The sequence below is a fragment of the Mycetocola sp. Y171 genome, assembly GCF_056713165.1.
The window spans coordinates 729,247-751,308 of record NZ_JBWYGX010000002.1 but is presented as its reverse complement, the minus strand read 5'-3'; the positions used below and the strand labels follow the sequence as shown (position 1 = coordinate 751,308).

Here is a 22,062-nt window from a genome sequence, read left to right as displayed (position 1 = left end):
GGTCATGAGCTTCAGGACGAGGATGACGGACGCGGGCATGCGTGCGATGAACATTGTTCACCGTGGCATACTCGCTCTTTCCCGCGGCCGGCTCGGCTGGAGCGTCGGCCCCATGCTCGTCGTCGAACTGCACACGATCGGCCGCGGTTCCGGGCGTCGCCGGTCCACGATGCTCACCTCTCCCGTGCACAGCGGCGGGCGCTACGTCCTGGTGGCGTCCAAGGGCGGGGACGACCGCAACCCGGAGTGGTACGCGAATCTCAGCGCGAACCCTGACGTCGAACTGTCGATCAGAGGCGAGACGCTGCGATTCACCGCACGGACGGCATCCGAGGAAGAGAAGGCCCAGCTGTGGCCGCAGATCGTTTCCGCCTATCCCGGCTACGACGGATATCGGCGCCGGACCGCCCGGAACATCCCCGTCGTCATCTGCGAACAATCGGACGGCGGGGATCCGGAACGGGACTCAGTCGTCTGAGCCCTTCACGATCACCGAGATCAGCTCCGTGGCGTGTCTCAGGGTCTCGCGTGCCGACCGCGACGGCGGTTCGACCCGACCTGGATCATGCTCGGCGAAGATCCTCTGCAGGGTGTAGCGCAGGGCGGTGAAAGCGAGCGCGACCACCATTCCGGCCTCGTCCCGCAGTTCGTCGACGGGGCGCCCCGCGCTGCGGAACCGGTCGAGCACGAGTTCGACCAGCTGGTTCTCCTGCGCGGTCATCCACTCCATCTGTTTGCCGAGGAGTTCAGGGGTGTTGGTGATGATGATGAAGCGCGACCGGAGGAGATCCGTGTCCTGGTCATCGATGATGGGAGCAGCCATCGCGGTGACGAGGTCGAGAACGATGTCGCCGCTGCCCGCGTGGACGAACGCGTGCGCATCCTCTTCCGTCGTCATCGACGGCGCAGGGCCGAGGATGACGCCTTCCTTCGACCCGAAGTAGTTGAAGAATGTGCGCGGCGAGACCATGCTCGCATCGCAGATCATCTCGACGGTGACGTTGTCGTAACCGTGCTCGAGCGCGAGGCGGATCGCCGTCCGCTCGATCGTGGCGCGCGTGGCAGCGAGCTTGCGGGCCCGCAGCCCGTCGGTTCGTCCGCCGTCATCAGTCATGATGCTTCTTTCTACCGCACCCGCTCGGGAGATTGCCTCGTCCGTGCCGTCGCGGGTCAATCGGCGGGCTGCTCCGAGAGGATGCCGTCTGCCACGCGCACGCGGCGGTCGGCCAGTCCTCGCGGCACGTCTTCGTGCGAGATGAGAATGACCGTCCGATCGCCGCTCGCCGCGAGCAGGTCGTCCAGCAGCGAGCCGGCCAGGTCCGCTTCGACGTTCGCAGTCGGTTCGTCGAACACGATCACCGGGAAGTCGCGCAGCAGCGCCCTGGCCAGGGCGATGCGCTGCGCCTGCCCGCCAGAGACGAGCGCGCCTCGTTCACCGACACGAGAGTCGAGTCCGCCTCGGTCGGCCAGCCAGCCGGAAAGCCCGACCCGGGCAAGCACCTCGAGCAGGTCATCGTCCGTCGCAGTGTCGCGGGCGAAGAGCAGGTTCTGCCTGACGCTCTCGTCAAAGAGATACGGGGTCTGTTCACAGAGCCCGACGATCGTCCTCACGGCGTCGTCTCCGATCGCTCCGACCTCCTGTCCACCGAGCAGATAGCTGCCGTCGTGTGCGAGGAACCGCACGAGCACGTGCGCGAGCGTCGTCTTGCCCGAGCCACTGGCTCCCTCGATCAGCACGCGCTCTCCCCGTCGGATGGTGAGTCGCGGAACGAGAAGCGCGGGCTCGGTCTGACCGGGCCAGCGCACGGCGACGTCGGTGAGATCGATGGCCGGAGCGTGAGGGACCGGGTTCAGTGGTTCTCCGCCGCGGTTGTCGGAGAGCTCAGCGGGAGGGGTCGACGGCGCGAGCACGGTGATCCGCTCAGCGCTCGAACGGACCTGCCGCCACGCGCCGACCGCAAGCGGTACCGCCGCGATGAGCTCGAACACGGCGAGCGGCACAAGGACGATGACGGCGAGTGCCGGTCCGTCGATTCCGTTCTCGCCCGGAGTCGCCAGAGCCGGGATGCCCGCGAGCAGCGCCCAGACGACGGCAAGACCGCCGAAGAGCGAGAGGACTGCAGCTGCCAGGCCTGCGCCACCTGCCCGTCGCGTCAGCGCCCGGGTGAGTGCCGCATCCGCCCGTGTCACCCGCTGCCGTGCCTCCTCTTCTGCGCCGTAGGCGATGAGGACGTCGAGGCTGCCGAGGTAGTCCAGCAGGGCATCCACCAGCGCACCCCTGTGCGGTGCGATGGACCGCTCGGCGGCTGCAGCGACCCTGCCGGCAGCAAGCCCGCCGACAACGATGGCAGCGATCAGGCAGACGGCAAGCCCGACTGCAGCGACCGGCGAGATCATCGCGACGACCCAGACCGCGATCGCCGCGACGCCGAGCGAAGTCAGGAGGGGTTGCACGACCCGGAGGGGCAGGTTCTGGAGTTCGTCGACGTCGGAGACGAGCGCGGACAGCAGGGACCCCCTCTTCTTCGCGCCCAACCCGTCCGGCGCGAGCGGGAGAAGCCGGCGAAGGAGGTCGACGCGAACAACTTCCAGCTGGCGGAACGCCGCATCGTGGCTGGCAAGGCGTTCCAGGTACCGGAAGACGGCCCGTCCGAGCGCGAACGCACGGACACCGACAACGGCCATCGACAGGTACAGAATCGGGGGCTGCTCCGCCGCGCGGGTGATCAGGTAGGCACTCGTTGCGAGCAGAGCGACAGTCGACAGTGCCGCGAGGATGCCGAAGGCCACTCCGGCGAGCCAGCCGGCCGATCGTGGTTGCGCCGTGCGGAGCACGGCGGTGTGATCACGCAGTCCGGTCATCTCGTCACCACCGTGCTCGTGGCGAGAACGGGGACGACGGCATCCGCCGCCTCGATGACCGCCGTCCTGTGGCTCACCACCACGACGGCGACCCCGCGCTCGGCTACGGCATGGAGCCCAGAGACGAGTCGCTGCTCGGTCGCGTGGTCGAGTGCCGAGCTCGGTTCGTCGAGCATGAGCACGGCGCAGCTACTGGCGAGGGTGCGGTGGATCGCCCTGGCGACCGCGACGCGCTGAGCCTGCCCCCCGGAGAGGCCCGATCCGGCGACGCCGACGGGCGTGTCCAGCGCGATGTCCGATGCCCCCGCGAGGTCGAGGGCTTCCCTGACGAGGTCGCGGTCGCGGTCGACGAACGCTGTCCCGAGTGCGACGTTCGACGCGACGGTGCCGGCCACGAGCGAGGGTCGTTGCCCGGTCCATGCGAGCCATTCCCTCTCGGTCGCGTGCGGCGCGACGACCTGGTCGCCGACCCGGATGACGCCGGAATGCGGCGCAAACCCTGAAACTGCGGCCAGCAGGCTCGACTTGCCTGCACCGCTCGGCCCTGCGAGCACCGTCACGGTACCAGCGGTGAAACTCGCGGACACCGGCAGCGCCACCGGCCCGTCGCCGTAATCGACGGAGACGTCGACGAGACTCAGCGGCCCGGATGCCGGAACGGTCGCCTCCCCCGAGCCTTTGGTCGCGGCGTCCACGCCCGTGCCGAGTCGGTCGTCATCGAGGATGGCGAAGGCGTCGTCGGCGGCGGCGACTCCCTCGGCGGCCGCGTGGAAGTTGGCTCCGACCTGGCGAAGCGGCAGGAACGCTTCCGGCGCCAGGAGGAGGACGAAGAGCCCGACGGAGAGGTCCATCGAACCGTCGACGAGACGCAGCCCGATGGACACCGCGACGAGCGCGACCGAGAGGCTGGCGGCGAGTTCGAGGACGAACCCGGAGAGGAACGACACCCGGAGGACCCGCATGGTCTCAACGCGGTACTCCCGGGTGATCGTCCGCATCCGGTCGATCTGACGGTGCTGCCTGCCGAAGATCTTGAGTGTGGCGAGTCCGCCGAGCATGTCGACGAACCTGGTCGAGAGGTCGCCGAGGACGCTCCACTGCCGGCGCTGCACGGCCTGGGTGGCCCACCCGATGAGGACCATGAAGACCGGGATGAGCGGCAGCGTGACGACGATGAAGACGGCGGAGACGACATCCTGGAGCAGGATCACGCCGACGATGACGGGGGTGACGATCACCGTGAGGAGCAGTTGGGGCAGGTACTTGGAGAAGTAGTCGTCGAGGGCGTCCATACCCCGGCCCAGCAGCGTGACGATCCGGGCGTCGCTGCGGCGGGCGAGCCACGCCGGCCCGAGCCGTCGTACTGCGGCGAGCACGGAGAGACGCAGTTCGCTCTTCACCCGGGCCGCACCGTTGGCGGCGAGAAGTCCCTGGGCGTGGACGAGACACGCCCGCACCACGATGACGGCGACGAGGGCACCGACCTGCGGCAGGAGCTCATCGAGGCCTTGCCCGGCGATCGCCCCGGTGATGCACGCGGTGAGCAGCCACGCGAAGGCGATGATGCACGCCGTCGTCGCGACGCCGATCGCAGCGCCGCCGACGATGAACCAGCGTGCGCTGACCGCGTATCGGAGGAGACGGGGGTCGAGGGGACGCACGATTACAGGCTAGTGCGCGGCACCGGCGCCGACCTCGATGTGCCCGCGGGTGACGCGCTTGCGGAAGATCCAGTAGGTCCAGGCCTGGTAGGCGAGGATCAGCGGCAGGAAGATCAGCGCCGTCCAGCTCATCACCTGGAGCGTGTACGGGCTCGACGACGCGTTCTCGATGGTGAGGCTGTTGGCCGGGTTGTTGCTGGCGGGCATCACCTCGGGGAAGAGCGAGGCGAAGAGGGTCAGGACGGCCAGCGCGATCGTTGCAGCCATCAGGCCGAAGGCGACCCCTTCCGCACCACGGAGGTTGGCGACGAACGAACTCACCAGTGCGACTGCGGCCAGCACTGCGAGGATCGCCGCGGGGACGGTCCCGAACGCCAGCACGGTCCAGGCGAGGAAGACCGCGGCGACGAGGATCGTCACCACTCCGGCGCTGGATGCCAGCTTCCTGGCCCTGGCACGGATCTCGTCCTCGGTCTTCAGGGCGATGAAGAGGGCACCGTGCGTGAAGAACAGCAGCAGCGTCGTGAGCCCGCCGAGCAGGGCGTACGGGTTGAGCAGGTCGAAGAATGTCCCGATGTAATTGTGTCCTTCGTCGAGCGGCACACCCTGGACGATGTTCGCGAAGGCGACACCCCAGAGCAGTGCGGGAACCGCTGACCCGATCACGATCATCCGGTCGAAGCCGCGCTTCCACTCGAGGCCGGGTCGCTGGTGCCGGTACTCGAACGACACCCCGCGAAGGATGAGCGCGACGAGGATGAGGAGCAACGGCAGGTAGAACCCGCTGAACAGGGTTGCGTACCACTCGGGGAACGCCGCGAACAGCGAGGCGCCGGCGACGATGAGCCAGGTTTCGTTGAGGTCCCAGACCGGCCCGATCGTGTTGATGAGCACGCGCCGGTCCGTGTCGTCCTTCGACAGGAACGGCAGGTTCATCCCGACGCCGAAGTCGAAGCCGTCGAGCACGAAGTAGCCGACGAAGAGGAACGCGATGATGGCGAACCAGAGAGTTCCGAGGTCCATGATGTGCTCCTAGTAGACCGTCGTGTGGACGACGGGTTTGCCGGTTTCTTCATCGGTCGCCGGAACGTCGTCCGGCCCTTTTTGCGCCGCCTTCTTGATCAGCCCGAATTCGACGACGGCGAGCGACCCGTAGAGCAGGGTGAAGACCACGAGCGAGATGAGGACCTCGACGCCGGTCACACCGGGTGACACGCCATCTTCGGTTTTGAGGAGGCCGAAGACGAGCCAGGGCTGGCGGCCCATCTCGGTGAAGGTCCAGCCGACGATCATGGCACCGAGCGAGAGCGGGAACGACCAGATCGCGGCCTTCCACACCCACGTGTTGCGCGGCATCCGACCCTTGCGGGTGAGCCAGAGCCCGACGACGGCAACGAAGATGTGCAGCAGCCCCAGGCCGATCATCCAGCGGAACGACCAGTAGGTGACCCACACGATCGGCGTGTAGTCGCCAGGTCCGTAGAGCGTGACGTACTGCGCCTGCAGGTTGTTGATTCCTTCGACCGTTCCGTCAAAGGTGTGGGTCGACAGGAACGAGAGCAGGTACGGGATTCGGATGGAGAACAGTTCGTGCACACCGTCAGGGGTTCCGAGGGTGAAGATCGAGAAGGATGCCGCTGCTCCTGTCGACGTGTTGTACATGGCCTCGGCCGCCGCCATCTTCATCGGCTGTGTCGCGACCATGGCCAGGCTGAGCTGGTCGCCCGCGAGCGTAGTGAGGGCGCCTGACACGACCATTCCCCAGAGGCCGAACTTCAGGGCGGGGCGCATGGTCTCCAGATGCTGGTTGCGCGAGAGGTGCCAGGCCGCCACCGTGATGATGAGCCCGGACGACACCATGAAACAGGCGAAGATCGTGTGAGGGAAGGCGGCGAGGGCGACGGGGTTTGTCAGCAGCTCGACGATGCTGGTGAGCTCTGCACGCCCCTTCTCCTCATTGATCCTGAACGCCACAGGGTTCTGCATGAACGCGTTCGCGGCGATGATGAAATATGCCGAGAGGATGCTCCCGGTCGCCACGATCCAGATCGTCGCGAGGTGGAGTTTCTCAGGGAGCTTGTTCCAGCCGAAGATCCACAGGCCGATGAACGTCGCCTCGAGGAAGAACGCGAGGAGTCCTTCGAACGCAAGCGGTGCGCCGAACACGTCACCGACGAATCGGGAGTAGTCGGACCAGTTCATGCCGAACTGGAACTCCTGGACGATCCCGGTGACGACACCCATGGCGAAGTTGATGAGGAAGATTTTGCCGAAGAAGTGGGTGAGCTGGAGGTAGTGGGCTTTTCCTGTGCGGACCCACGCCGTCTGGAAGATGGCCACCGTGAGCGCCATTCCGATGGTGATGGGAACGAAGAGGAAATGGTAGATCGTCGTCAAGCCGAACTGCCAGCGAGAAAGCAGCAGCGGGTCGAGTAGCTCGTTCACGTCACCTCCACAGCGAATTTCTACACCGTGTAGAAACGTCGTGTTTCGAGTCTATGGCCCATTTCTACGTCACGTAGAACATTTTTCTACGTTTCGTAGAAGATGTCTCGACGTCGCGGTATCGTTGACGCATGGCAACACTGGGAGATCTCGAACGTGCGGTGATGGACGTTCTCTGGAGCACGGACGGCGCGCTCAGCGCCAACGACCTCAAGGAGCGACTCGACGCATCCGATCGGGCGGGCGCGCGCGAGGTCGCCGTCACGACGGTCCTCACCGTTCTCTCCCGCCTCGAAGCCAAGTCGTTCGTGTCCCGCGACCGGTCGTCGAGGCCCCACCTCTACCGCTCGGTCACGACGCGGGCGGAACACACCGCCGGCCTCATGCACGAGGTACTGGGGAGCGCTCCCGACCGGGAAGCCGCTCTCGCGCGATTCATCGGGCAGGTGTCAGCCGACGAGGCCGAGACGCTGCGTGCCCTCCTGGGCAGTTCGACCAGCGGCGGACGAGAGGCCGGCACCCGACAGTAAACTCCGAAGGTGATGTTGTTCGCCTCGGTGGTACTCGCGTCCCTCGCCGTACTGCTGGCGTGGCCCGTTCCGCTGCTCCTCGCTCGAGCGGAGTGGCCGGACAGGGCGCCGGGGACCGCGCTCGTCCTCTGGCAGTCCATCGCCCTGGCCGGCGGACTCTCGATGATCGGTTCCCTCGTCACGTACGGGCTCATCCCGTTCGGCGACAACCTCTTCGGCGGATTGTCATCGCTCATCAGCCACTTCTTCGCCGGGACCCTGCCCGAGACGGCGAATCTAGCCCACATCTTCGCGTTATGCCTTGCGGTGCTTCTTGCCGGGCACCTCCTCCTCAACCTCGGGCTGACCATCGCTCGGACCCAGCGCCAGCGCAGTCGGCACCTCTCGCTGATCAACCTGCTGAGCGCGCCGATGCCTGACCGGCCGGGCACCAGGGTGCTTGACCACCCGGCGCCTGTCGCCTACTGTCTGCCAGGCGTCACCCGCTCCGTCACCGTGCTCTCCGAAGGACTCATCACCCTTCTTGACCCACAGCAGCTGCAGGCGGTGATCGCTCACGAGCGTGCGCACCTCCGCCAGCAGCATCACCTGGTCCTGGTCGCATTCAAGTCCTGGCACAGCGCCCTGCCCTGGTTCCCGATCGCCAACCGTGCCGAGAATGCCGTCGGGCTCCTGGTCGAGATGCTCGCCGACGATCAGGCACGCCGAGTGGTCGACGACGAGACGCTCGCCACGGCCATCGCCCTCGTCGCCTCGGAGGGAACAGACCGACCGGACGAGTCCACACTCGAGCACCTGCACGCGGGAGACAGCGCGCCGGGGTTCGCCGGCCGACGGGTGCAGAGACTCATGGTCAGCACCCCGCCACTCTCCGCAGCCGCGCGGATCACCGTCCTCACCTGTTCCGTAGCACTTCTTCTCGTGCCCACCCTCCTTCTCGTCATCATCTGATTCGCCTAGGCTCAGTCGCGTGAACGAGACACTCAGCTGGATCCTCGACCTCGTTCAGAGCGTCGACCCGGTGCTCCGCACCGCCCTGGCAGGGTTCGCGATCATGCTGGAGACATCCGTCCTCGTCGGGCTCATCGTTCCGGGCGACACGGTCGTCATCGTGGCGAGCACCGCTGTCGAGGGCCCACTGCAGTTCGCATCACTCGTCGTCGTCGTGGTGATCGGCGCTCTCATCGGGGAGAGCATCGGGTTCGCGCTCGGTCGATTCTTCGGCCCGAGGATCAGGGACAGCAGGCTCGGGATGTGGATCGGCCCCGCGCACTGGGCCAGGGCGGAGAACTATCTCGATCGCCGCGGCGGAATCGCGGTCTTCATCTCACGGTTCCTTCCCGTGCTCCATTCCCTCATTCCCCTGACGGTCGGAATGAGCACGATGAGCTACCGCAAGTTCATCTCCTGGACCATCCCCGCCTGCATCATCTGGGCGGTGACCTATGTGTCCGTCGGATCGGCTGCGGCGGGTACCTACCGTGAACTCGCGGATCAGCTTCACTACGCCGGCTACATCTTTGTCGGCATCATCGCCGCGTTCCTCGTTCTCATCCTTGTGGTCAAGAAGGTGCTGCACCGGAGCCAGGAACGCCACATGCACAGCACGGAAGATTCCGGCACCAGAGCCGCCGACGAGGACGAGGTCGCTTCGTAGCAACCGCGGCATGGGAGACTGGCTGAATGCGAACACGCGAGCAGCCAGGACCCGGCGCGTCCAAGAAGACCCTCACTCTGCACCGGGCCGCCCGCATCGACGATGCGTTCCTCGACTGGCGGGCACGACGGGGCCGTAAGCGCGGTCTCACCGCCACGGTCATCCCGTACACCGGCTACGGATCCACCACACTGGTACGCGTGCTCGCCCGCGTGCTCCTGACCAGGCCGGACGCCACCCCGGCCGCCGCCCCCGTCCAGAGGGTCCGCGGCTGGCGCAGCTTCACGAGCATCCCCGTAGTCCACGCCGACGTGACGATCGTCGTCGGCGGCGAAACCCATGTCGTCCACGCTGATCGCGGCGGTGTCGTCGACGCCGAGATCAGCGTCGCGCTGACACCCGGCTGGCAGCAGATCACCCTGCAGAGCGAGAACTCCCGCCCCGTCGTCGCCAACATATTCATCGCGGACCCGTCTGTGCGGCTCGGTGTTATCTCAGACATCGACGACACCGTCATGGTCACGGCACTCCCCCGCCCGCTCCTCGCCGCCTGGAACACTTTCGTCCTCGACGAGCACGCCAGGACACCGGTACCCGGCATGGCCGTGTTGCTCGAGCGGCTGATGCAACGTCACGCAGGAGCGCCGATGATCTACCTCTCCACTGGTGCGTGGAACGTCGCGCCGACCCTCTCCCGGTTCCTCTCGCGGCACCTGTACCCGGCAGGAGCGCTGCTGCTGACGGACTGGGGCCCCACCCACGATCGCCTCTTCCGCAGCGGGCGTGAGCACAAGGCGGACAATCTCCGCCGACTGGCTGCCGAGTTCCCCGACGTTCGCTGGCTCCTCGTCGGCGATGACGGCCAGCACGACGTGGAGATCTACGGCGAGTTCGCCGACGAATTCCCCGGGAGTGTAGCCGCCGTTGCGATCCGCCAGCTGTCTCCGGGCGAGGCAGTACTCGCCGGTGGTCGCTCCAAGGCCGAGGAGCACGGCCAGGAGACGGCCCCGTGGATCTACGCTCCTGACGGAGCGGGCCTCCTGGAACAGCTCGACAAGCTCGACCTCGTCTAACCGAGGTCGATCGAGTCGATCAGCTGTGGTCCGTTGTTCTTGACGCTGTTGACCGCCTTCGAAACCGGGTAATACCCGAAATCGTGCGCGACTTCGAACGACGTCGAGTCGAGCAGCTCGATGGCGCCATCCGGCGTCAGATCAGAGCCGAGCCAGGCATCGTAGGCATCCGGGGTCAGACAGGCGGGCATCCGATCGTGGACCTCCCCCGGTGCGACGTGCGCGTCACGCGTGATGATCGCCATCGACAACCGCCAGCGGTCGGGGTCATCGGGCGCCTTTGAGCGGTCAGCCCAGGCACGGACGATGCCGGCCATGGCGATATCCGTGCCCGCGTGGTGGATGAAGTACGGCTGTTTACCCGTCTCTGTCAGTTGCCACTCGTAGTAGCCGGCGGCGCTGACGATGCACCGCGACGAGGCGAATGCTCCTTTGAAGAGTCCGTTGGTGGCGACCGTCTCGATCCTCGCGTTGATCACCGGCTTGCCGCCGCCGAAGGTCGGAGAGCCGGGCGACACCATGCCCCATCGAACGGACTCGACCCGCCTGGCGCCGTGATGCTCACGGACGACGGGGACCTGATCGGTGGGCGCCACGTTCCATGATGGCGTCCATTCGGATGCCTCCCCGCCCGTCTCCGCCATGAATTCCCGGATGAGGTCGTCGGTTTCCTTGTCCATTGCAAATCGTCCGCACATGCTCTCATCCTGCCGCAGACCACCGACGCCGTCACTCGCCTCCCTGAACCGGGCGTCGGGACCGGGGTGTCTGATGTCGGTCGTTCGCGCCAGACTGGCACCATGGCAGGAACGCGCCCCATCGACATCGCACGTCTCCGGCTCGTCGCGCAGGAGGTACACAAGCCCACCGCCGACGGACCGCTCGGTGCCGTCAGCCATCTCACCGCGATGCAGGGCCAGGACCTCCTGGGCGTGCTGTGGTCGATCGGCCTGCGGACGCCGGGGGCGACCGAAGCCGATGTGCGGTCGGCGTTCGATCGGCGGGAGCTCGTGCGCAGCTGGCCGATGCGGGGCACCCTTCACGTGTCGACTCCGGACGATCTGAGGCTGATCCTGCCGTTGTCCCGCCATCGGCTCGAGACCACGTTCGCCACGCGGCGCAGAGACCTGGGAATCGACGCACGGGACGTCGTCGATGCGACCGATGCCGCGCTCGCGAACCTGCAGGGCCGCCCGATGGTGCGGAAGGAACTCTTCGCAGCTTTCGAATCAGCGGGCCAGTCGACGTCCGGCCAGCGCGGAGCACATTTGATCGGCGCAATCGCCCGTGCCGGCCTGATCTGCCTGGGGCCGTTCGTCGGCAGGGAGCAGGCGTTCGTTCTTCTCGACGAGTGGGCACCCGCCGGTCGTGAGATACCACCCAGAGACGACGCCCTCGATGAGGTCGCGTTGCGCTACTTCCTCGGGCACGGACCGGCCACCGTGGCCGACCTGGCCTGGTGGGCGAACCTCACGCTCACCGACGTCAGGGCGGCGATCGCGCGCGTCGAAGACCGGCTGGCCACACTCACGGTCGGAACGACGACGTATCACGCCTCTCCGGAGCTCGCCGGTCACGCCTCGACGGTGCCAGGTGCCCGTTCGGTGCATCTCCTGCCCGGTTTCGATGAGAACCTGCTCGGATACACCGACAGGTCTGCTGCACTCGCCGTCGCCCATTCGCCCCTCATCGTCCCCGGCAACAACGGCATGTTCAAGTCGACGATCGTCGTCGGAGGGCGTGTCGTCGGCACCTGGTCACGCGCTGAGAAACCGAAGTCGATCCAGCTCACCGCGCACCAATTCGGCGAGCTCGGGAGCAGCGCACGCTCCGCGCTTTCAGGAGCCGCGCGTCGGTATGGCCGTTTCAAGGGCAAGGCCGCCGAGCTGGCCTTCGCACCAATGGGCGAGGGCTCCCCCACGCTGTAGCGTTGGAGACGTGAGAGGCCTCCGAGCGCTGCGACTGCCGTCGCGACTGCGCGCGCCGGCCAGGGGGCCTCTGCTCCAGGCGGTGAAGACATCCGTCGCCACCGTCCTGGCCTGGTTCGTCGCCGTCCTCCTGCTGCCGACAGAACTGCCGGTCTTTGCCGCGATCGCCGCACTGCTCGTCGTCCAGCCCAGTGTCAACCAGTCCTTCGGCAAGGCCCTCGAACGCAGCATCGGCGTCATCGCCGGTGTGTTGATCGCGTCACTCATCGGGCTCGTCTTCAGCAACCAGACCTGGGTGATCCTCCTGACGGTCGTGATCGCGATCTTCGTCGCCTGGGCGTTCCAACTCACTCCCGCCGCCGCTAATCAGGTGCCGATCAGCGCGATGCTCGTGCTCGTGCTCGGCGCGACCACGCCGGGCTACGCCCTCGACCGCATCATCGAGACGCTCATCGGTGCGACGCTCGGCATCATCGTCAATGTGCTCATCGTTCCTCCCGTCGTTCTCGCACCCGCCGAAAGGGATGTCTCGCTCCTCGCCACGGAACTCGCGGCGAGTCTCGAGCGGCTGGCCGCCGCCCTGACCAGCAGGCAGACCAGGCAGCAGCTCGACGGGCTCATGATCGAGGTCAGGCTCCTGCGGCCGATGCGGGAGTCGGCGGAGGCATCCGTTCGCCTTGGCGAGGAGTCGCTGACCCTGAACCCCAGGCAGAGTGCGCATCGCACACGGCTGACGGAGACCCACGGCCTGCTCAACCGGCTCTCGCCGATCGTGACGCGCACCATCGGCATGACCAGGGCACTTCACGACCGCTACGACGAATCCCTCCACGACGAGCCGTCGATCCACTCGATCGCTGTGGAACTCAACAGGGCCGCTCACGACCTGCGCCTCCTCGCCCGCCCCGCCGGGGAGGTACCGGCGGAGGCGCCGGTCAAGACGGCGGAGACTCCCATCCTCACGGCCCCGCTCACGATCGTCACCCCGCATCCGGAACACTGGCTCCTGATCGGCTCGCTGATGGAGGATCTTCGCCGGATACACGACGAGATCGTCGGAGACTGAGGGTCTCCGACGATCTCGTGGGTTCTGCTGGTGAGGACTATTCGCCTGCGTGCACAGCCTGGAGCTCGAGCGTGATGGTGACCTTGTCGCCGAGCAGGACGCCGCCGGTCTCGAGGGCCGCGTTGTAGTTCAGACCGAAGTCTTCGCGGTTGATCACGGTCTTGGCCGTGGCGCCGCCCTTGTAGTTGCCGTACGGGTCCTGGCCGAAGCCGCCGAACTCGAAGTCGAATGTCGCGGGCCTGGTGATGCCCTTGATGGTCAGGTTGCCGTCGACCTTGAAGTCGTCGCCGTCCTGGCGCGCTCCGGTCGAGACGAAGTCGATGGTCGGGTACGTCGCGGCGTCGAAGAAGTCGCCCGTGCGGAGGTGGCCATCGCGGTTCGGTTCGTTCGTGTTGATCGATGCGACCTCGGCGGATGCCGTGACGCTGGAGTCCAGCGGGTTCTCACCGGTCACGAAAGTGGCCGAGAACTTCTCGAACGTGCCCTTCACCTTGCTGATCATGATGTGGCGGATGCTGAAGCCGACTGCACTGTGGGTGGGGTCGATGGTCCAGGTTCCAGCCTTGTAGCCGGGGATGGAGGTCGCGGTCAGAGTCGTCATGTGGTGTGCTCCTTCAGGGGCAGGTCGGGGATCGGCGCGCTTGCGCCATGAATGATGCAAACGCATGCATTCCGGATCCTATTCCCCCGACGTGAACATGACGTTTCGCGACAGGTCAGCGAAGGGGTTCACCCAGCCTCGCGGCCTCGTTCCGCGCAACCAGGAGTTTCAGCGCGGCATCGTCGATCTGCTGTTCGGTGATCCGGCCTGCGTCGACGGCCGCGCCGATGTCGGCGACGAGGGCAGCCGGGTCTACTCCGTCGACCGCCGGGGAGGAGCCCAGGACGAAGAGAAGCATCGTGGTGCCCGCAGCAAGCGCACGGATGGCGTTCTCCGACGGGTCCTGGTATTCGGCCAGACCGGTGTTGCGCAGCATAAGCATGTCATCGGTGATGGTGATGCCGTCGAAGCCAAGGGTTTCCTTGAGGATCTTGTGCCAGACCGGCGAGAGCGACGCGGGCTGGGGATCGACCGCGCTGTAGTCGAGGTGCCCGAACATGACGATGGGCGCCCCTGCCGCGATCCCCTTCTCGAACGGGATGGCATCCGCTGCCGCCCACTGCTCCAGGCTCATCGCCGTCGTGGGAACGCTCGTGTGGGAGTCCCCTGGCGCCGCGCCGTGGCCGGGGAAGTGTTTGAGGGTGGAGAGGACCGAGCGCTTCTCCCCCTCGACGGCCGCAGCGACTCGGTCTCCGGCGGCTTCGGGAGTCGTGCCGAGGGCCCGACGGTAGATGAATGAATCCGGATCGTCGGTGACGTCAGCGACGATACCGAAGTTCACGGAGATCCCGGAGCTGGCCAGGAGTCGCGACCGCTGTCCGAAGGCGCGCTCGGCGTCCTCAACCGGTTGATCCTTGAGGGTCAGCGACGACGGCCACTCGTCCGAGCGGATCCGGCGGACGTCTCCGCCCTCCTGGTCGATGCCGATGAGCAGCGGGAATTCAGGATCTGCGCTCACTCCTGCGGCGAGGGCAGCGGTGTCGTCGACTCCGCCGCCGATGTTGTCGCCCATGAAGATCAGCCCGCCGGGCCGGTACGTGTCGACGAACGTTCGCAGCGCCGTGGCATCCGTTCCCGGCACGTGCAGCATGAGGAGACTCGCGATCTTCTCATCCCTGGTCATCCCGTCGAACTTCACCTGGGCCGCCTCAGCGGCCCGGCTGGACGTCGGCGCCGGATCCGTCGAGGTCGGCGCAGGGCTCGGGGCGGGCCGGTCCTCCGGCGCCGTGCACCCGGTCAGCGCGACGGCCGAGAGGACGACGACGGCCGAGAGGCGCAGCAGTCGTCCACGAGTTCGTGCGGACCGGATCATCCTTCCAGCCTATGTCGCGGCGGACCGGTCAGGGGACGATGAGGGTCACCCCAGGGGCGTTGCGTGCGTTCGCGAGGTCGATCATCGCCGCAGGTGCTTCGTCCAGGGTGATGCGCCTGGTGATGAGCTCTTCCGGCCGGAGCCGCCCTGACGCGATGATGTCGAGCATGGCCGGGTAGTGCTGGGCAGCCATCCCGTGACTGCCGAGCACGGTCAGCTCGCCGGCGATGATCTCGCTCATCGGTATCCGGGGATCCTGGGCGAGCAGGCCGATCTGGACGTGCCGCCCACGTCGGGCGAGAGAGCGGATTGCGACCGCGATCGTGCTCTCCCTGCCGAGGGCTTCGACGGAGACATCCGCTCCCCCTCTGGTCAGTTCACGGACCGTCCTGACGACCTCGTCATCAGACAAACCGCTCGAGTCGATGACGTGTTCCGCGCCGGATGCCGTCGCCAGCGCAAGCGCGTCTGGTGCGATGTCGACGCCGATCACCCTGGCGCCAACGGCGGCACCGATCATGACAGCGCTCAGCCCGACGCCGCCGCAACCGACGACGACGACCCATTCGTCCTGCCGCACCTTCGCCTGGCCGACGAGTCCCCGGAAGGACGTCGCGAACCGGCACCCCAGGATCGCCGCAGCGCCAGGGTCGAGTGTGTCGGGGATCGGGATGACGTTCACCTCGGCGTCGCGGATGGCGACGAACTCGGCGAACGAACCCCAGTGGGTGAAGCCTGGCTGGGTCTGGTTGCGGCACACCTGCCCGTTCCCGCTCTCGCACTCCGGGCACCTTCCGCACGCACAGACGAACGGTACGGTCACCCGCTGTCCGATCCGCAGCTCGGTGACTCCGGCGCCCAGCTCAGCGACCCGGCCGACCAGTTCGTGGCCGGGCACGTGCGGCAGGGTGATACCGGAGTCGTGTCCGCCCCACGCGTGGACGTCACTCCGGCACAGTCCGGTTGCGAGCACCTGGATGAGGACACCGCCCTCACCGGGATCCGGTCGGGGCACGTCGACAACACGGGGAACAGAGCCGAAAGACTCGTACAGGACGGCACGCATCAGGCCAGTATCCCCCAGCACGGCGGCACCGCGGCTCCGATACGCTGGACACCACGCGATCACCCGAGCTTCGCGACCGCGACGATTCCCCTGGGGACGGTGATGGACCAGACAGCAGAGACCTTCACCCAGGTCCTCCGGTTCGTCGATCTCGCCGGTGTGCTGGCGAACGCCATCCTCGGCGGCATCGCGGCCCGCTCCGCTCGGCTCGACATCGTCGGATTCGTGATCCTCGCGGTGATGAGCGGGCTCGGTGGCGGCATCATCCGTGACACCCTGCTGCAACAGGGCACGCCTGTTGCCCTCACAGACCCTGCGTATCTGGCGATCGCCATCGCCGGAGCCGTGATCGCGTTCTTCGTCCCGTTCCGCGGCCGGTGGTCCCAGCGCTCGCTGATCCTGCTCGACGCCCTCGCCATCGGTTGCTGGGCGGCAACGGGCGCACAGAAGTCGCTCGACGCTGACCTGGGCTGGCTGGCAGCGATCGCGATGGGCATCGTGACCGCTGTCGGTGGCGGAGCCGTTCGCGACGTCATGCTGCTGCGAATTCCCCGGATCTTCGGCGGAAACACCCTGTACGCCACGAGCGCACTGGTCTCCAGCGTGGAGATGGTGGTCTTGAGCTCACTGGGCATGCCGACGCTCGGTTCGGCCGTCGCGCTCGGGAGCGGCGCGCTGCTGTCATTGCTTGCGCGCCGGTACGGCTGGACTCTCCCCACCGAGATACGTATCCCACGCCCCCGCCTGCTCATCGATGCGCGCAGGCGTTTCAACCGGAGGAGAACGGATGCCGCAGACCCTGATCCTGCGGAGCCCGACGCGTCGAGCTGACGGGCGGCATCCGCTTTCACACCATTTCCTCGACAGCGCTGTGACCGAGTCGTAGCGTTTATCGTGTCGCGACCTGAGGCCGCATCGACCCAGGCGCTGACTCTGAGGAAAGGATGACGATGACCACCATCCACGAGCACGAACCTCCGTACACTGTCGGCTATTTCATCGGCAGTCTCGCGAAGGCGTCGATCAACCGGCAACTCGCGGGTGCGCTGGTGAAGCTCGCTCCCGATGACCTCATCCTGAGCGAGATCCCGATTCGCGACCTGCCGTTGTACAGCTACGACTACGACGCCGACTACCCACCCGTCGCGCGCGAGTTCAAAGAAGCCATCGCCTCGGTGGACGCCGTCATGTTCGTCACTCCCGAGTACAACCGTTCGATCCCCGGAGCCCTGAAGAACGCCATCGACTGGGCCAGCAGGCCGTACGGCGAGAACTCGTTCACTCGCAAACCGTCAGCTGTGATCGGCGCATCGGTCGGTGCGATCGGAACCGCCGTCGCCCAGCAGAGCCTTCGAAGCGTGCTGAGCTTCTGCAATTCGCCCCAGATGAACGCTCCGGAGGCCTACATCCAGATCACGCCGGGTCTCATCGCCGAGGACGGCACGGTCACGAATGAGGGAACGGAAGAGTTCCTGCGGGATTGGATGATGGAGTTCCGCACATTCATCACGCGCGTGCTCACGGTCATCCCTCGCAGCTGACCTCCCGCTCACTGCGCGTCGAGATAGCGCCAGTTCCGACCCTCGCGGACGAATCGGCTGACTTCGTGCTGCTCTCCGCGCCCATCCGGGGATCGGAAGAACGCACGGAACTCGACGATGCCGTCCTCGTCGAGGAGGCCGCCGCGTCGCGTCGAGACGATGTCGAGGCGATACCAGCGCACGTCAGGGTCAGGCTCGACCATCTCCGGACGGGTTCGTGGATGCCATGACGACAGCAGGTAGGCCTCATCGCCGACGACGTAGGCCGAGTAACGGGACCGCATGAGCCTCTCGGCCGTCGGTGCACTCGAGTCTCCGTGATGGAAGGGGCCGCAGCAGTTGCCGTACGTCTCCCCACTCAGGCAGGGGCAGCGGTCGGAGTCGGAGATGACGGCAAACGGCATAGTGCAATCATCCACGACTTCTCGCGGGCGCGAATGCTCAGCGGCCCCAGCCCGTCACAGCGAGTGTGTGTTCACGGTCGTAGTGTTCAGGCTGGCCGAACCGGGTCCGTCAGACCGATTTGACCTCCAGCGCGCTGGAGGACCGAGGATGAACGCATGATACAGACATTGCGGCCCGAAATTCCCGTCGAGGTGCCCGACGGCGGCCTGTCGATCAGTGAGGTGTCGACCGCAACCGGCGTCGGTGTCTCGGCCCTCCGCTATTACGAACGCGAGAACCTCATGCTCTCCCGGACCCCACGTGACGGAGGCGGGCGACGGCGATACGGAAGGGACGACGTCGACTGGATCGCCGGACTCGTCATGTTGCGCGAGACCGGGATGTCGATCTCCGACCTCAGGTCGATGGCGGAGATCAGCCGACGGGACGACTCGGAGGCGGAGCGACTGAGGTTCCTGGAGACACACCACGAGCGTGTGCTGGCAGAGCTCGCGCGCACACGACGCCACCTGACCGCCATCGAAAAGAAGATCCGCGCGTATCGCGCGGTCACGACAGAAAGAGAAGAGCGATGAGATCCATCGAGTTGGGCAACGGTTTGCGCGTTTCGGCGATGGGTCTGGGCGCAATGGGGATGAGCGCGTTCTACGGCCCCAGTGACGAGAAGGAGTCGATAGCGACCTTGCGTCACGCGCTCGATATCGGCGTCACGTTCATCGACACTGCCGAGGCGTACGGACCGTTCGAGAACGAACGGCTCATCGCCAGGGCTCTCGGCGGTCGCAGACAAGAGGTGACGATCGCCACCAAGGCCTCAGCGGAAACCGACGACGACGGCACCGTGCGCGGTCGCAACGGCACCCCCGCGTACATCCGACGCGCAGCCGAACGATCCCTGCGCCACCTGGGTACTGATGTCATCGACCTCTACTACCTGCACCGTGTCGATCCGAATGTGCCCATCGAGGAGACGGTCGGGGCGATGGCCGACCTGGTCGCCGAAGGCAAGGTCAGACACATCGGCCTGTCGGAGGCCTCAGCCGCAACGATCCGTCGCGCACATGCGGTGCATCCGCTGTCAGCAGTACAGTCCGAATTCTCCCTGTTCAGTCGCGACGTGTTGCACAACGACGAGAAGGCCACGATGGACGAACTCGGAATCGGTCTGGTCGCTTTCTCCCCACTGGGCCGCGGGACGCTCACGAGCGGGGTCCGATCCCTCGACGACCTCGCGCCATCGGATGCCAGGCGCGGCCTCCCCCGATTCCAACCGGACGCGTTCGCGGTCAATCGCGAACTGGTGAGTCGGGTGGAGGCGATCGCAGCCAGGCGCGAAGCATCGCTCGCGCAGATCGCCCTTGCCTGGATTCTCTCCCACGGCGTCGTGCCCATTCCGGGAACCCGCCGTCGCTCACGGCTGGATGAAAATGCCGCCGCTGCCGACATTGTGCTCACAGCGGAGGAATTGCGCGTCCTGACTGAGGCCATTCCCCGTGATGAGATCGCAGGCGACCGCGACTACCAGCCGGCGGCTGCACATACAGATCGCTAACGTCGGGTCGAGCCAGGACCGTACGATGTAAGGTCCTTCTATGCCCTCCACGTCAGTCCCCCGCGAGCCCGTCACACGGGACCGTGCCGTCCGCGTCGCCGTCTCACTGGCCGACGCCGGCGGCATCCCGTCACTCAGCATGCGCAAGCTGGCCGGCGAGCTCGGGATCGAGGCGATGTCGCTGTACTACCACGTCGCCGGCAAGGAAGACCTCCTCGACGGCATGGTCGAGAGCGTCGTCGATGAAATGGCTGTGCCGACCGACGGCGAGCCCTGGCGGAACGCCCTCCGCAGGAGGGCCGACTCCGCGCGCTCCGTCCTCGCGAGGCATCCGTGGGCGATCAGCCAGATGGATGCCCGAACGACCCAATCGACGCTGCGCCTGCACGACGCCATCATCGGATGCCTGCTCGGCGCAGGGTTCTCGATGGCGCTGGCCGCTCATGCGATGTCCCTCGTCGACAGCTACGTGCACGGGTTCGCCCAGCAGGAGGCGTCGCTCCCGACCGACGACGCCGGTGACATCAGCGTGGCCACCGAGGCGATCCTCGCGCAGACACAGCGGATGCAGGCGTTCCCGAACCTCTCCCGGATGGGCAGGGAACTGGTGATGCAGCCGGGCTACGCCTACGGCAACGAGTTCGATTTCGGCATCGAGCTGATTCTCGACGGCCTGCAGGCTGCCCTCGAGCGCGAGAGCGCGTCCTGGAAATGAGAAATCCCTCCCGAACGCCTGTTCAGGAGGGATTTTTGGTGGATCTGAGGGGATTCGAACCCCTGACCCCCTGACAGACGATGAAGTGCGAGTCTGCGCCGTCTTTAGTTGTGGGATACCAGCAATTGTATGGTCGGAACGACCATCGCGTGGCTTCGGGATTCTCGTTGGATGTGAATACTTGGCGGTGTCTGTTGCTCAAAAAGGACCCAAAAAGGCCACAACACAGCCGTCCGTAGCGGTGTCCGTTCAGAGTTCTCGATGGGTACTAGACGCGGTCCTCCGATTATTGAGGTCGCCTCTCATGCCGGAGGCACCTGGGTGCCGATAACGCCTCATATGTCTCAGATGGAAGGCCCATCGCCAGTTAATCCTTGGTCAGTTCAGGCACCGATGACGGCCGCACGACAGCAAGCAGCGCCACCAGCGCGATCACTGCGGCTCCCGCAACGACTACTCCGAGGGAGAACGCGCTCACCCCGCCGAGCAACGCCGGCATGAGTGAGAGAACACCGCCGACGAGGGAGTTCACGAAACCGCTGAGCGCAACGGCAGTTCCGCTCTGCTGCTGGTGGCGGGCGAGTATCAGCACGTTCAGGCATGGGCCGCAGAAGCCGTGAAGCGCGACTAGGAGTGATGCCGCGGCTACTGCCCATCCCCATCCACCCTCGAGAATCCCCACCGCGACGAAACCCAACCCGCTCAGCATCATTGCGGGGAGCGCGACAATGAGCAGGCTCGCCGGCCGATACCGTCGCATGAGACGCGCCGACGCCTGAGTCGCCACGAAAAGGCCGATGGCGTTGACAGCGAAGATGAACCCGAAGGCCTGTTCGGAGAATCCGTAGCCGTCCTGGAAGATAAAGGGCGACGCTGATAGGTAGCTGATGATCGCCGCGAAGATCATGGCGCCGACGATCACTGCGCCGATGTAGACCCGGTCTCGGGCAAGCACAGCAACACGATCCGTCCATCGTCGATCGTCGGCGCTGCGAACTGAGCGCGGCAACGTCTCGGGAAGCAGGATCAGGACTGCCGCGAAGACGAGCGCACCGTAGCCAGCCAATAGCCAGAAGACGCCGCGCCAATCTGTTACCAGGAGGAGCTGAGACCCAATGATCGGTGCCACGATCGGCGCGAGACCACTGATCAAGGCGATTCGGGCGCCCATCTTCACCAAGCGTTTTCCCCCGAACAAATCGCGGATCATCGCCGCGGCCACCACAGCGCCTGCCGCGGCACCGAAGCCTTGCCCGAATCGTGCGACCGCAACGATCTCGATGCTCGGGGCGATCGCGATGACCACACTTGAGGCGATATGCAGCCCCGTTGCGAAAGCCACCGGCACCTTCCGGCCGATCGAATCACTCAGTGGGCCGACTACGAGTTGGCCGAGGCCAAGGCCGATGGCCGTCGCGGTGAGCGAGACCTGAACCATTATCGCCGTGGTGTGCAGGTCCGTCTCGATCAGCGGAAAGGCCGGCAGGTAGAGGTCCATCGTGAACGGGCCGAGGGCGGTAAGACCGCCGAGCACGAGGATGAACACGATCGGGTGCAATGGTCGACCGGCAACCACTGTGAGTATCGAGGCGGTCGACGTGCGCTCGCGGCGTGCGGCAGCGGTCTCGGGCATATGGATCTCCATGAT

At 66.1% G+C, this 22,062-nt stretch carries 23 protein-coding genes; 12 read left to right on the top strand and 11 right to left on the bottom strand.

The features are described from left to right. The first annotated feature begins 4 nt into the window (after positions 1-4). Positions 5-478 carry a nitroreductase/quinone reductase family protein gene (locus AC1M2K_RS13290; protein WP_480241338.1) on the top strand — a complete coding sequence of 158 codons (474 nt, stop codon included), beginning with the start codon at positions 5-7 and terminating at the stop codon, positions 476-478. Here the strand turns inward: AC1M2K_RS13290 and AC1M2K_RS13285 are convergent. From AC1M2K_RS13285 to AC1M2K_RS13265, 5 genes are read right to left on the bottom strand one after another with little or no spacing between them, the layout of a single operon-like run. Then, a complete protein-coding gene (locus AC1M2K_RS13285) occupies positions 467-1,114 on the bottom strand; it encodes a TetR/AcrR family transcriptional regulator (protein ID WP_480241337.1) in 648 nt (215 codons plus the stop codon). The genes AC1M2K_RS13290 and AC1M2K_RS13285 overlap by 12 nt on opposite strands. A gap of 56 nt (positions 1,115-1,170) precedes the next feature. Then, positions 1,171-2,862: a thiol reductant ABC exporter subunit CydC gene (cydC, locus tag AC1M2K_RS13280; protein WP_480241336.1), complete on the bottom strand. Its 1,692-nt coding sequence runs from the start codon at positions 2,860-2,862 to the stop codon at positions 1,171-1,173. Further along, a complete protein-coding gene (cydD, locus tag AC1M2K_RS13275; protein WP_480241335.1) occupies positions 2,859-4,523 on the bottom strand; it encodes a thiol reductant ABC exporter subunit CydD in 1,665 nt (554 codons plus the stop codon). Before cydD ends, cydC begins: the two co-directional genes overlap by 4 nt. Positions 4,524-4,532: 9 nt before the next feature. Continuing rightward, positions 4,533-5,546 (bottom strand): cytochrome d ubiquinol oxidase subunit II, encoded by a 1,014-nt coding sequence (gene cydB / locus AC1M2K_RS13270; protein WP_480236680.1) that lies wholly within the window; start codon positions 5,544-5,546, stop codon positions 4,533-4,535. Positions 5,547-5,555: 9 nt separating this feature from the next. Then, on the bottom strand, positions 5,556-6,968 hold the full coding sequence (locus AC1M2K_RS13265; RefSeq protein ID WP_480236681.1) for a cytochrome ubiquinol oxidase subunit I: 1,413 nt from the start codon (positions 6,966-6,968) through the stop codon (positions 5,556-5,558). Positions 6,969-7,099: 131 nt separating this feature from the next. Between AC1M2K_RS13265 and AC1M2K_RS13260 the strand changes: the two genes are divergently transcribed. Genes AC1M2K_RS13260 through AC1M2K_RS13245 form a run of 4 tightly spaced genes read left to right on the top strand, consistent with a single transcriptional unit; the run spans position 7,100 to position 10,228 of the window. Beyond that, the gene (locus tag AC1M2K_RS13260; protein WP_480236682.1) at positions 7,100-7,498 is read left to right on the top strand and encodes a BlaI/MecI/CopY family transcriptional regulator; all 399 of its coding nucleotides are present in this window, start codon (positions 7,100-7,102) and stop codon (positions 7,496-7,498) included. A gap of 12 nt (positions 7,499-7,510) precedes the next feature. Continuing rightward, positions 7,511-8,449: a M56 family metallopeptidase gene (locus AC1M2K_RS13255; protein ID WP_480241740.1), complete on the top strand. Its 939-nt coding sequence runs from the start codon at positions 7,511-7,513 to the stop codon at positions 8,447-8,449. Between the two features lie 19 nt (positions 8,450-8,468). After that, positions 8,469-9,155: a DedA family protein gene (locus tag AC1M2K_RS13250; protein ID WP_480236683.1), complete on the top strand. Its 687-nt coding sequence runs from the start codon at positions 8,469-8,471 to the stop codon at positions 9,153-9,155. A 26-nt stretch (positions 9,156-9,181) separates the two neighbouring features. Next, positions 9,182-10,228, top strand: coding sequence for an App1 family protein (locus tag AC1M2K_RS13245; protein WP_480236684.1), 1,047 nt, complete (start codon positions 9,182-9,184; stop codon positions 10,226-10,228). Here AC1M2K_RS13245 and AC1M2K_RS13240 read toward each other — a convergent pair. Continuing rightward, positions 10,225-10,926, bottom strand: a complete 702-nt coding sequence (locus AC1M2K_RS13240) for an SOS response-associated peptidase (protein WP_480236685.1) — start codon at positions 10,924-10,926, stop codon at positions 10,225-10,227. The genes AC1M2K_RS13245 and AC1M2K_RS13240 overlap by 4 nt on opposite strands. Before the next feature lie 102 nt (positions 10,927-11,028). Between AC1M2K_RS13240 and AC1M2K_RS13235 the strand changes: the two genes are divergently transcribed. Then, entirely contained in the window at positions 11,029-12,156 is a 1,128-nt protein-coding gene (locus AC1M2K_RS13235) for a winged helix DNA-binding domain-containing protein (protein ID WP_480241334.1), read from the top strand. A gap of 10 nt (positions 12,157-12,166) precedes the next feature. Then, positions 12,167-13,222 (top strand): FUSC family protein, encoded by a 1,056-nt coding sequence (locus tag AC1M2K_RS13230; protein ID WP_480241333.1) that lies wholly within the window; start codon positions 12,167-12,169, stop codon positions 13,220-13,222. 37 nt (positions 13,223-13,259) lie between these two features. On the opposite strand, the gene AC1M2K_RS13225 is transcribed toward AC1M2K_RS13230, so the two are convergent. The 3 genes from AC1M2K_RS13225 to AC1M2K_RS13215 all read right to left on the bottom strand — a co-directional run bounded on the left by AC1M2K_RS13225 (position 13,260) and on the right by AC1M2K_RS13215 (position 16,201). Next, the gene (locus tag AC1M2K_RS13225) at positions 13,260-13,823 is read right to left on the bottom strand and encodes a YceI family protein (protein ID WP_480236688.1); all 564 of its coding nucleotides are present in this window, start codon (positions 13,821-13,823) and stop codon (positions 13,260-13,262) included. A gap of 115 nt (positions 13,824-13,938) precedes the next feature. After that, a complete protein-coding gene (locus tag AC1M2K_RS13220) occupies positions 13,939-15,135 on the bottom strand; it encodes a glycoside hydrolase family 3 N-terminal domain-containing protein (RefSeq protein WP_480241332.1) in 1,197 nt (398 codons plus the stop codon). Positions 15,136-15,163: 28 nt separating this feature from the next. After that, on the bottom strand, positions 15,164-16,201 hold the full coding sequence (locus AC1M2K_RS13215; RefSeq protein ID WP_480241331.1) for a zinc-binding dehydrogenase: 1,038 nt from the start codon (positions 16,199-16,201) through the stop codon (positions 15,164-15,166). A gap of 102 nt (positions 16,202-16,303) precedes the next feature. Between AC1M2K_RS13215 and AC1M2K_RS13210 the strand changes: the two genes are divergently transcribed. Together AC1M2K_RS13210 and AC1M2K_RS13205 are read left to right on the top strand one after the other, a co-directional pair. Next, positions 16,304-17,032 (top strand): trimeric intracellular cation channel family protein, encoded by a 729-nt coding sequence (locus tag AC1M2K_RS13210; protein WP_480236691.1) that lies wholly within the window; start codon positions 16,304-16,306, stop codon positions 17,030-17,032. Between the two features lie 119 nt (positions 17,033-17,151). After that, positions 17,152-17,742, top strand: coding sequence for an NADPH-dependent FMN reductase (locus AC1M2K_RS13205; protein ID WP_480241330.1), 591 nt, complete (start codon positions 17,152-17,154; stop codon positions 17,740-17,742). Between the two features lie 8 nt (positions 17,743-17,750). Here AC1M2K_RS13205 and AC1M2K_RS13200 read toward each other — a convergent pair whose 3' ends face one another. Then, on the bottom strand, positions 17,751-18,146 hold the full coding sequence (locus AC1M2K_RS13200) for a YchJ family protein (RefSeq protein WP_480241329.1): 396 nt from the start codon (positions 18,144-18,146) through the stop codon (positions 17,751-17,753). A 156-nt stretch (positions 18,147-18,302) separates the two neighbouring features. On the opposite strand from AC1M2K_RS13200, the gene AC1M2K_RS13195 reads away from it, so the two are divergent. The 3 genes from AC1M2K_RS13195 to AC1M2K_RS13185 are packed head-to-tail and all read left to right on the top strand — an operon-like array spanning position 18,303 to position 20,414. Next, a complete protein-coding gene (locus tag AC1M2K_RS13195) occupies positions 18,303-18,722 on the top strand; it encodes a MerR family transcriptional regulator (protein WP_480241328.1) in 420 nt (139 codons plus the stop codon). Continuing rightward, complete coding sequence (locus AC1M2K_RS13190) at positions 18,719-19,699, top strand: aldo/keto reductase (protein ID WP_480241327.1); 981 nt, start codon at positions 18,719-18,721, stop codon at positions 19,697-19,699. The genes AC1M2K_RS13195 and AC1M2K_RS13190 overlap by 4 nt, the downstream gene beginning before the upstream one ends. Positions 19,700-19,739: 40 nt before the next feature. Continuing rightward, positions 19,740-20,414 (top strand): TetR/AcrR family transcriptional regulator C-terminal domain-containing protein, encoded by a 675-nt coding sequence (locus AC1M2K_RS13185; RefSeq protein ID WP_480241326.1) that lies wholly within the window; start codon positions 19,740-19,742, stop codon positions 20,412-20,414. A 367-nt stretch (positions 20,415-20,781) separates the two neighbouring features. Here AC1M2K_RS13185 and AC1M2K_RS13180 read toward each other — a convergent pair whose 3' ends face one another. Further along, a complete protein-coding gene (locus AC1M2K_RS13180; RefSeq protein WP_480241325.1) occupies positions 20,782-22,047 on the bottom strand; it encodes a multidrug effflux MFS transporter in 1,266 nt (421 codons plus the stop codon). Positions 22,048-22,062: the final 15 nt, after the last annotated feature.

Excerpts from the sequence above, each read along its gene's own strand:
- AC1M2K_RS13220 (WP_480241332.1), bottom strand. The coding sequence starts at position 15,135 with ATGATCCGGTCCGCACGAACTCGTGGACGACTGCTGCGCCTCTCGGCC.
- AC1M2K_RS13210 (WP_480236691.1), top strand. The coding sequence starts at position 16,304 with ATGGACCAGACAGCAGAGACCTTCACCCAGGTCCTCCGGTTCGTCGAT.
- AC1M2K_RS13260 (WP_480236682.1), top strand. The coding sequence starts at position 7,100 with ATGGCAACACTGGGAGATCTCGAACGTGCGGTGATGGACGTTCTCTGG.
- AC1M2K_RS13245 (WP_480236684.1), top strand. The coding sequence starts at position 9,182 with ATGCGAACACGCGAGCAGCCAGGACCCGGCGCGTCCAAGAAGACCCTC.
- AC1M2K_RS13180 (WP_480241325.1), bottom strand. The coding sequence starts at position 22,047 with ATGCCCGAGACCGCTGCCGCACGCCGCGAGCGCACGTCGACCGCCTCG.
- AC1M2K_RS13185 (WP_480241326.1), top strand. The coding sequence starts at position 19,740 with ATGCCCTCCACGTCAGTCCCCCGCGAGCCCGTCACACGGGACCGTGCC.
- AC1M2K_RS13190 (WP_480241327.1), top strand. The coding sequence starts at position 18,719 with ATGAGATCCATCGAGTTGGGCAACGGTTTGCGCGTTTCGGCGATGGGT.
- AC1M2K_RS13200 (WP_480241329.1), bottom strand. The coding sequence starts at position 18,146 with ATGCCGTTTGCCGTCATCTCCGACTCCGACCGCTGCCCCTGCCTGAGT.
- AC1M2K_RS13290 (WP_480241338.1), top strand. The coding sequence starts at position 5 with ATGAGCTTCAGGACGAGGATGACGGACGCGGGCATGCGTGCGATGAAC.
- AC1M2K_RS13240 (WP_480236685.1), bottom strand. The coding sequence starts at position 10,926 with ATGTGCGGACGATTTGCAATGGACAAGGAAACCGACGACCTCATCCGG.
- cydB (WP_480236680.1), bottom strand. The coding sequence starts at position 5,546 with ATGGACCTCGGAACTCTCTGGTTCGCCATCATCGCGTTCCTCTTCGTC.
- AC1M2K_RS13225 (WP_480236688.1), bottom strand. The coding sequence starts at position 13,823 with ATGACGACTCTGACCGCGACCTCCATCCCCGGCTACAAGGCTGGAACC.
- AC1M2K_RS13215 (WP_480241331.1), bottom strand. The coding sequence starts at position 16,201 with ATGCGTGCCGTCCTGTACGAGTCTTTCGGCTCTGTTCCCCGTGTTGTC.
- AC1M2K_RS13235 (WP_480241334.1), top strand. The coding sequence starts at position 11,029 with ATGGCAGGAACGCGCCCCATCGACATCGCACGTCTCCGGCTCGTCGCG.
- AC1M2K_RS13205 (WP_480241330.1), top strand. The coding sequence starts at position 17,152 with ATGACCACCATCCACGAGCACGAACCTCCGTACACTGTCGGCTATTTC.
- AC1M2K_RS13195 (WP_480241328.1), top strand. The coding sequence starts at position 18,303 with ATGATACAGACATTGCGGCCCGAAATTCCCGTCGAGGTGCCCGACGGC.
- AC1M2K_RS13255 (WP_480241740.1), top strand. The coding sequence starts at position 7,511 with ATGTTGTTCGCCTCGGTGGTACTCGCGTCCCTCGCCGTACTGCTGGCG.
- cydC (WP_480241336.1), bottom strand. The coding sequence starts at position 2,862 with ATGACCGGACTGCGTGATCACACCGCCGTGCTCCGCACGGCGCAACCA.
- AC1M2K_RS13285 (WP_480241337.1), bottom strand. The coding sequence starts at position 1,114 with ATGACTGATGACGGCGGACGAACCGACGGGCTGCGGGCCCGCAAGCTC.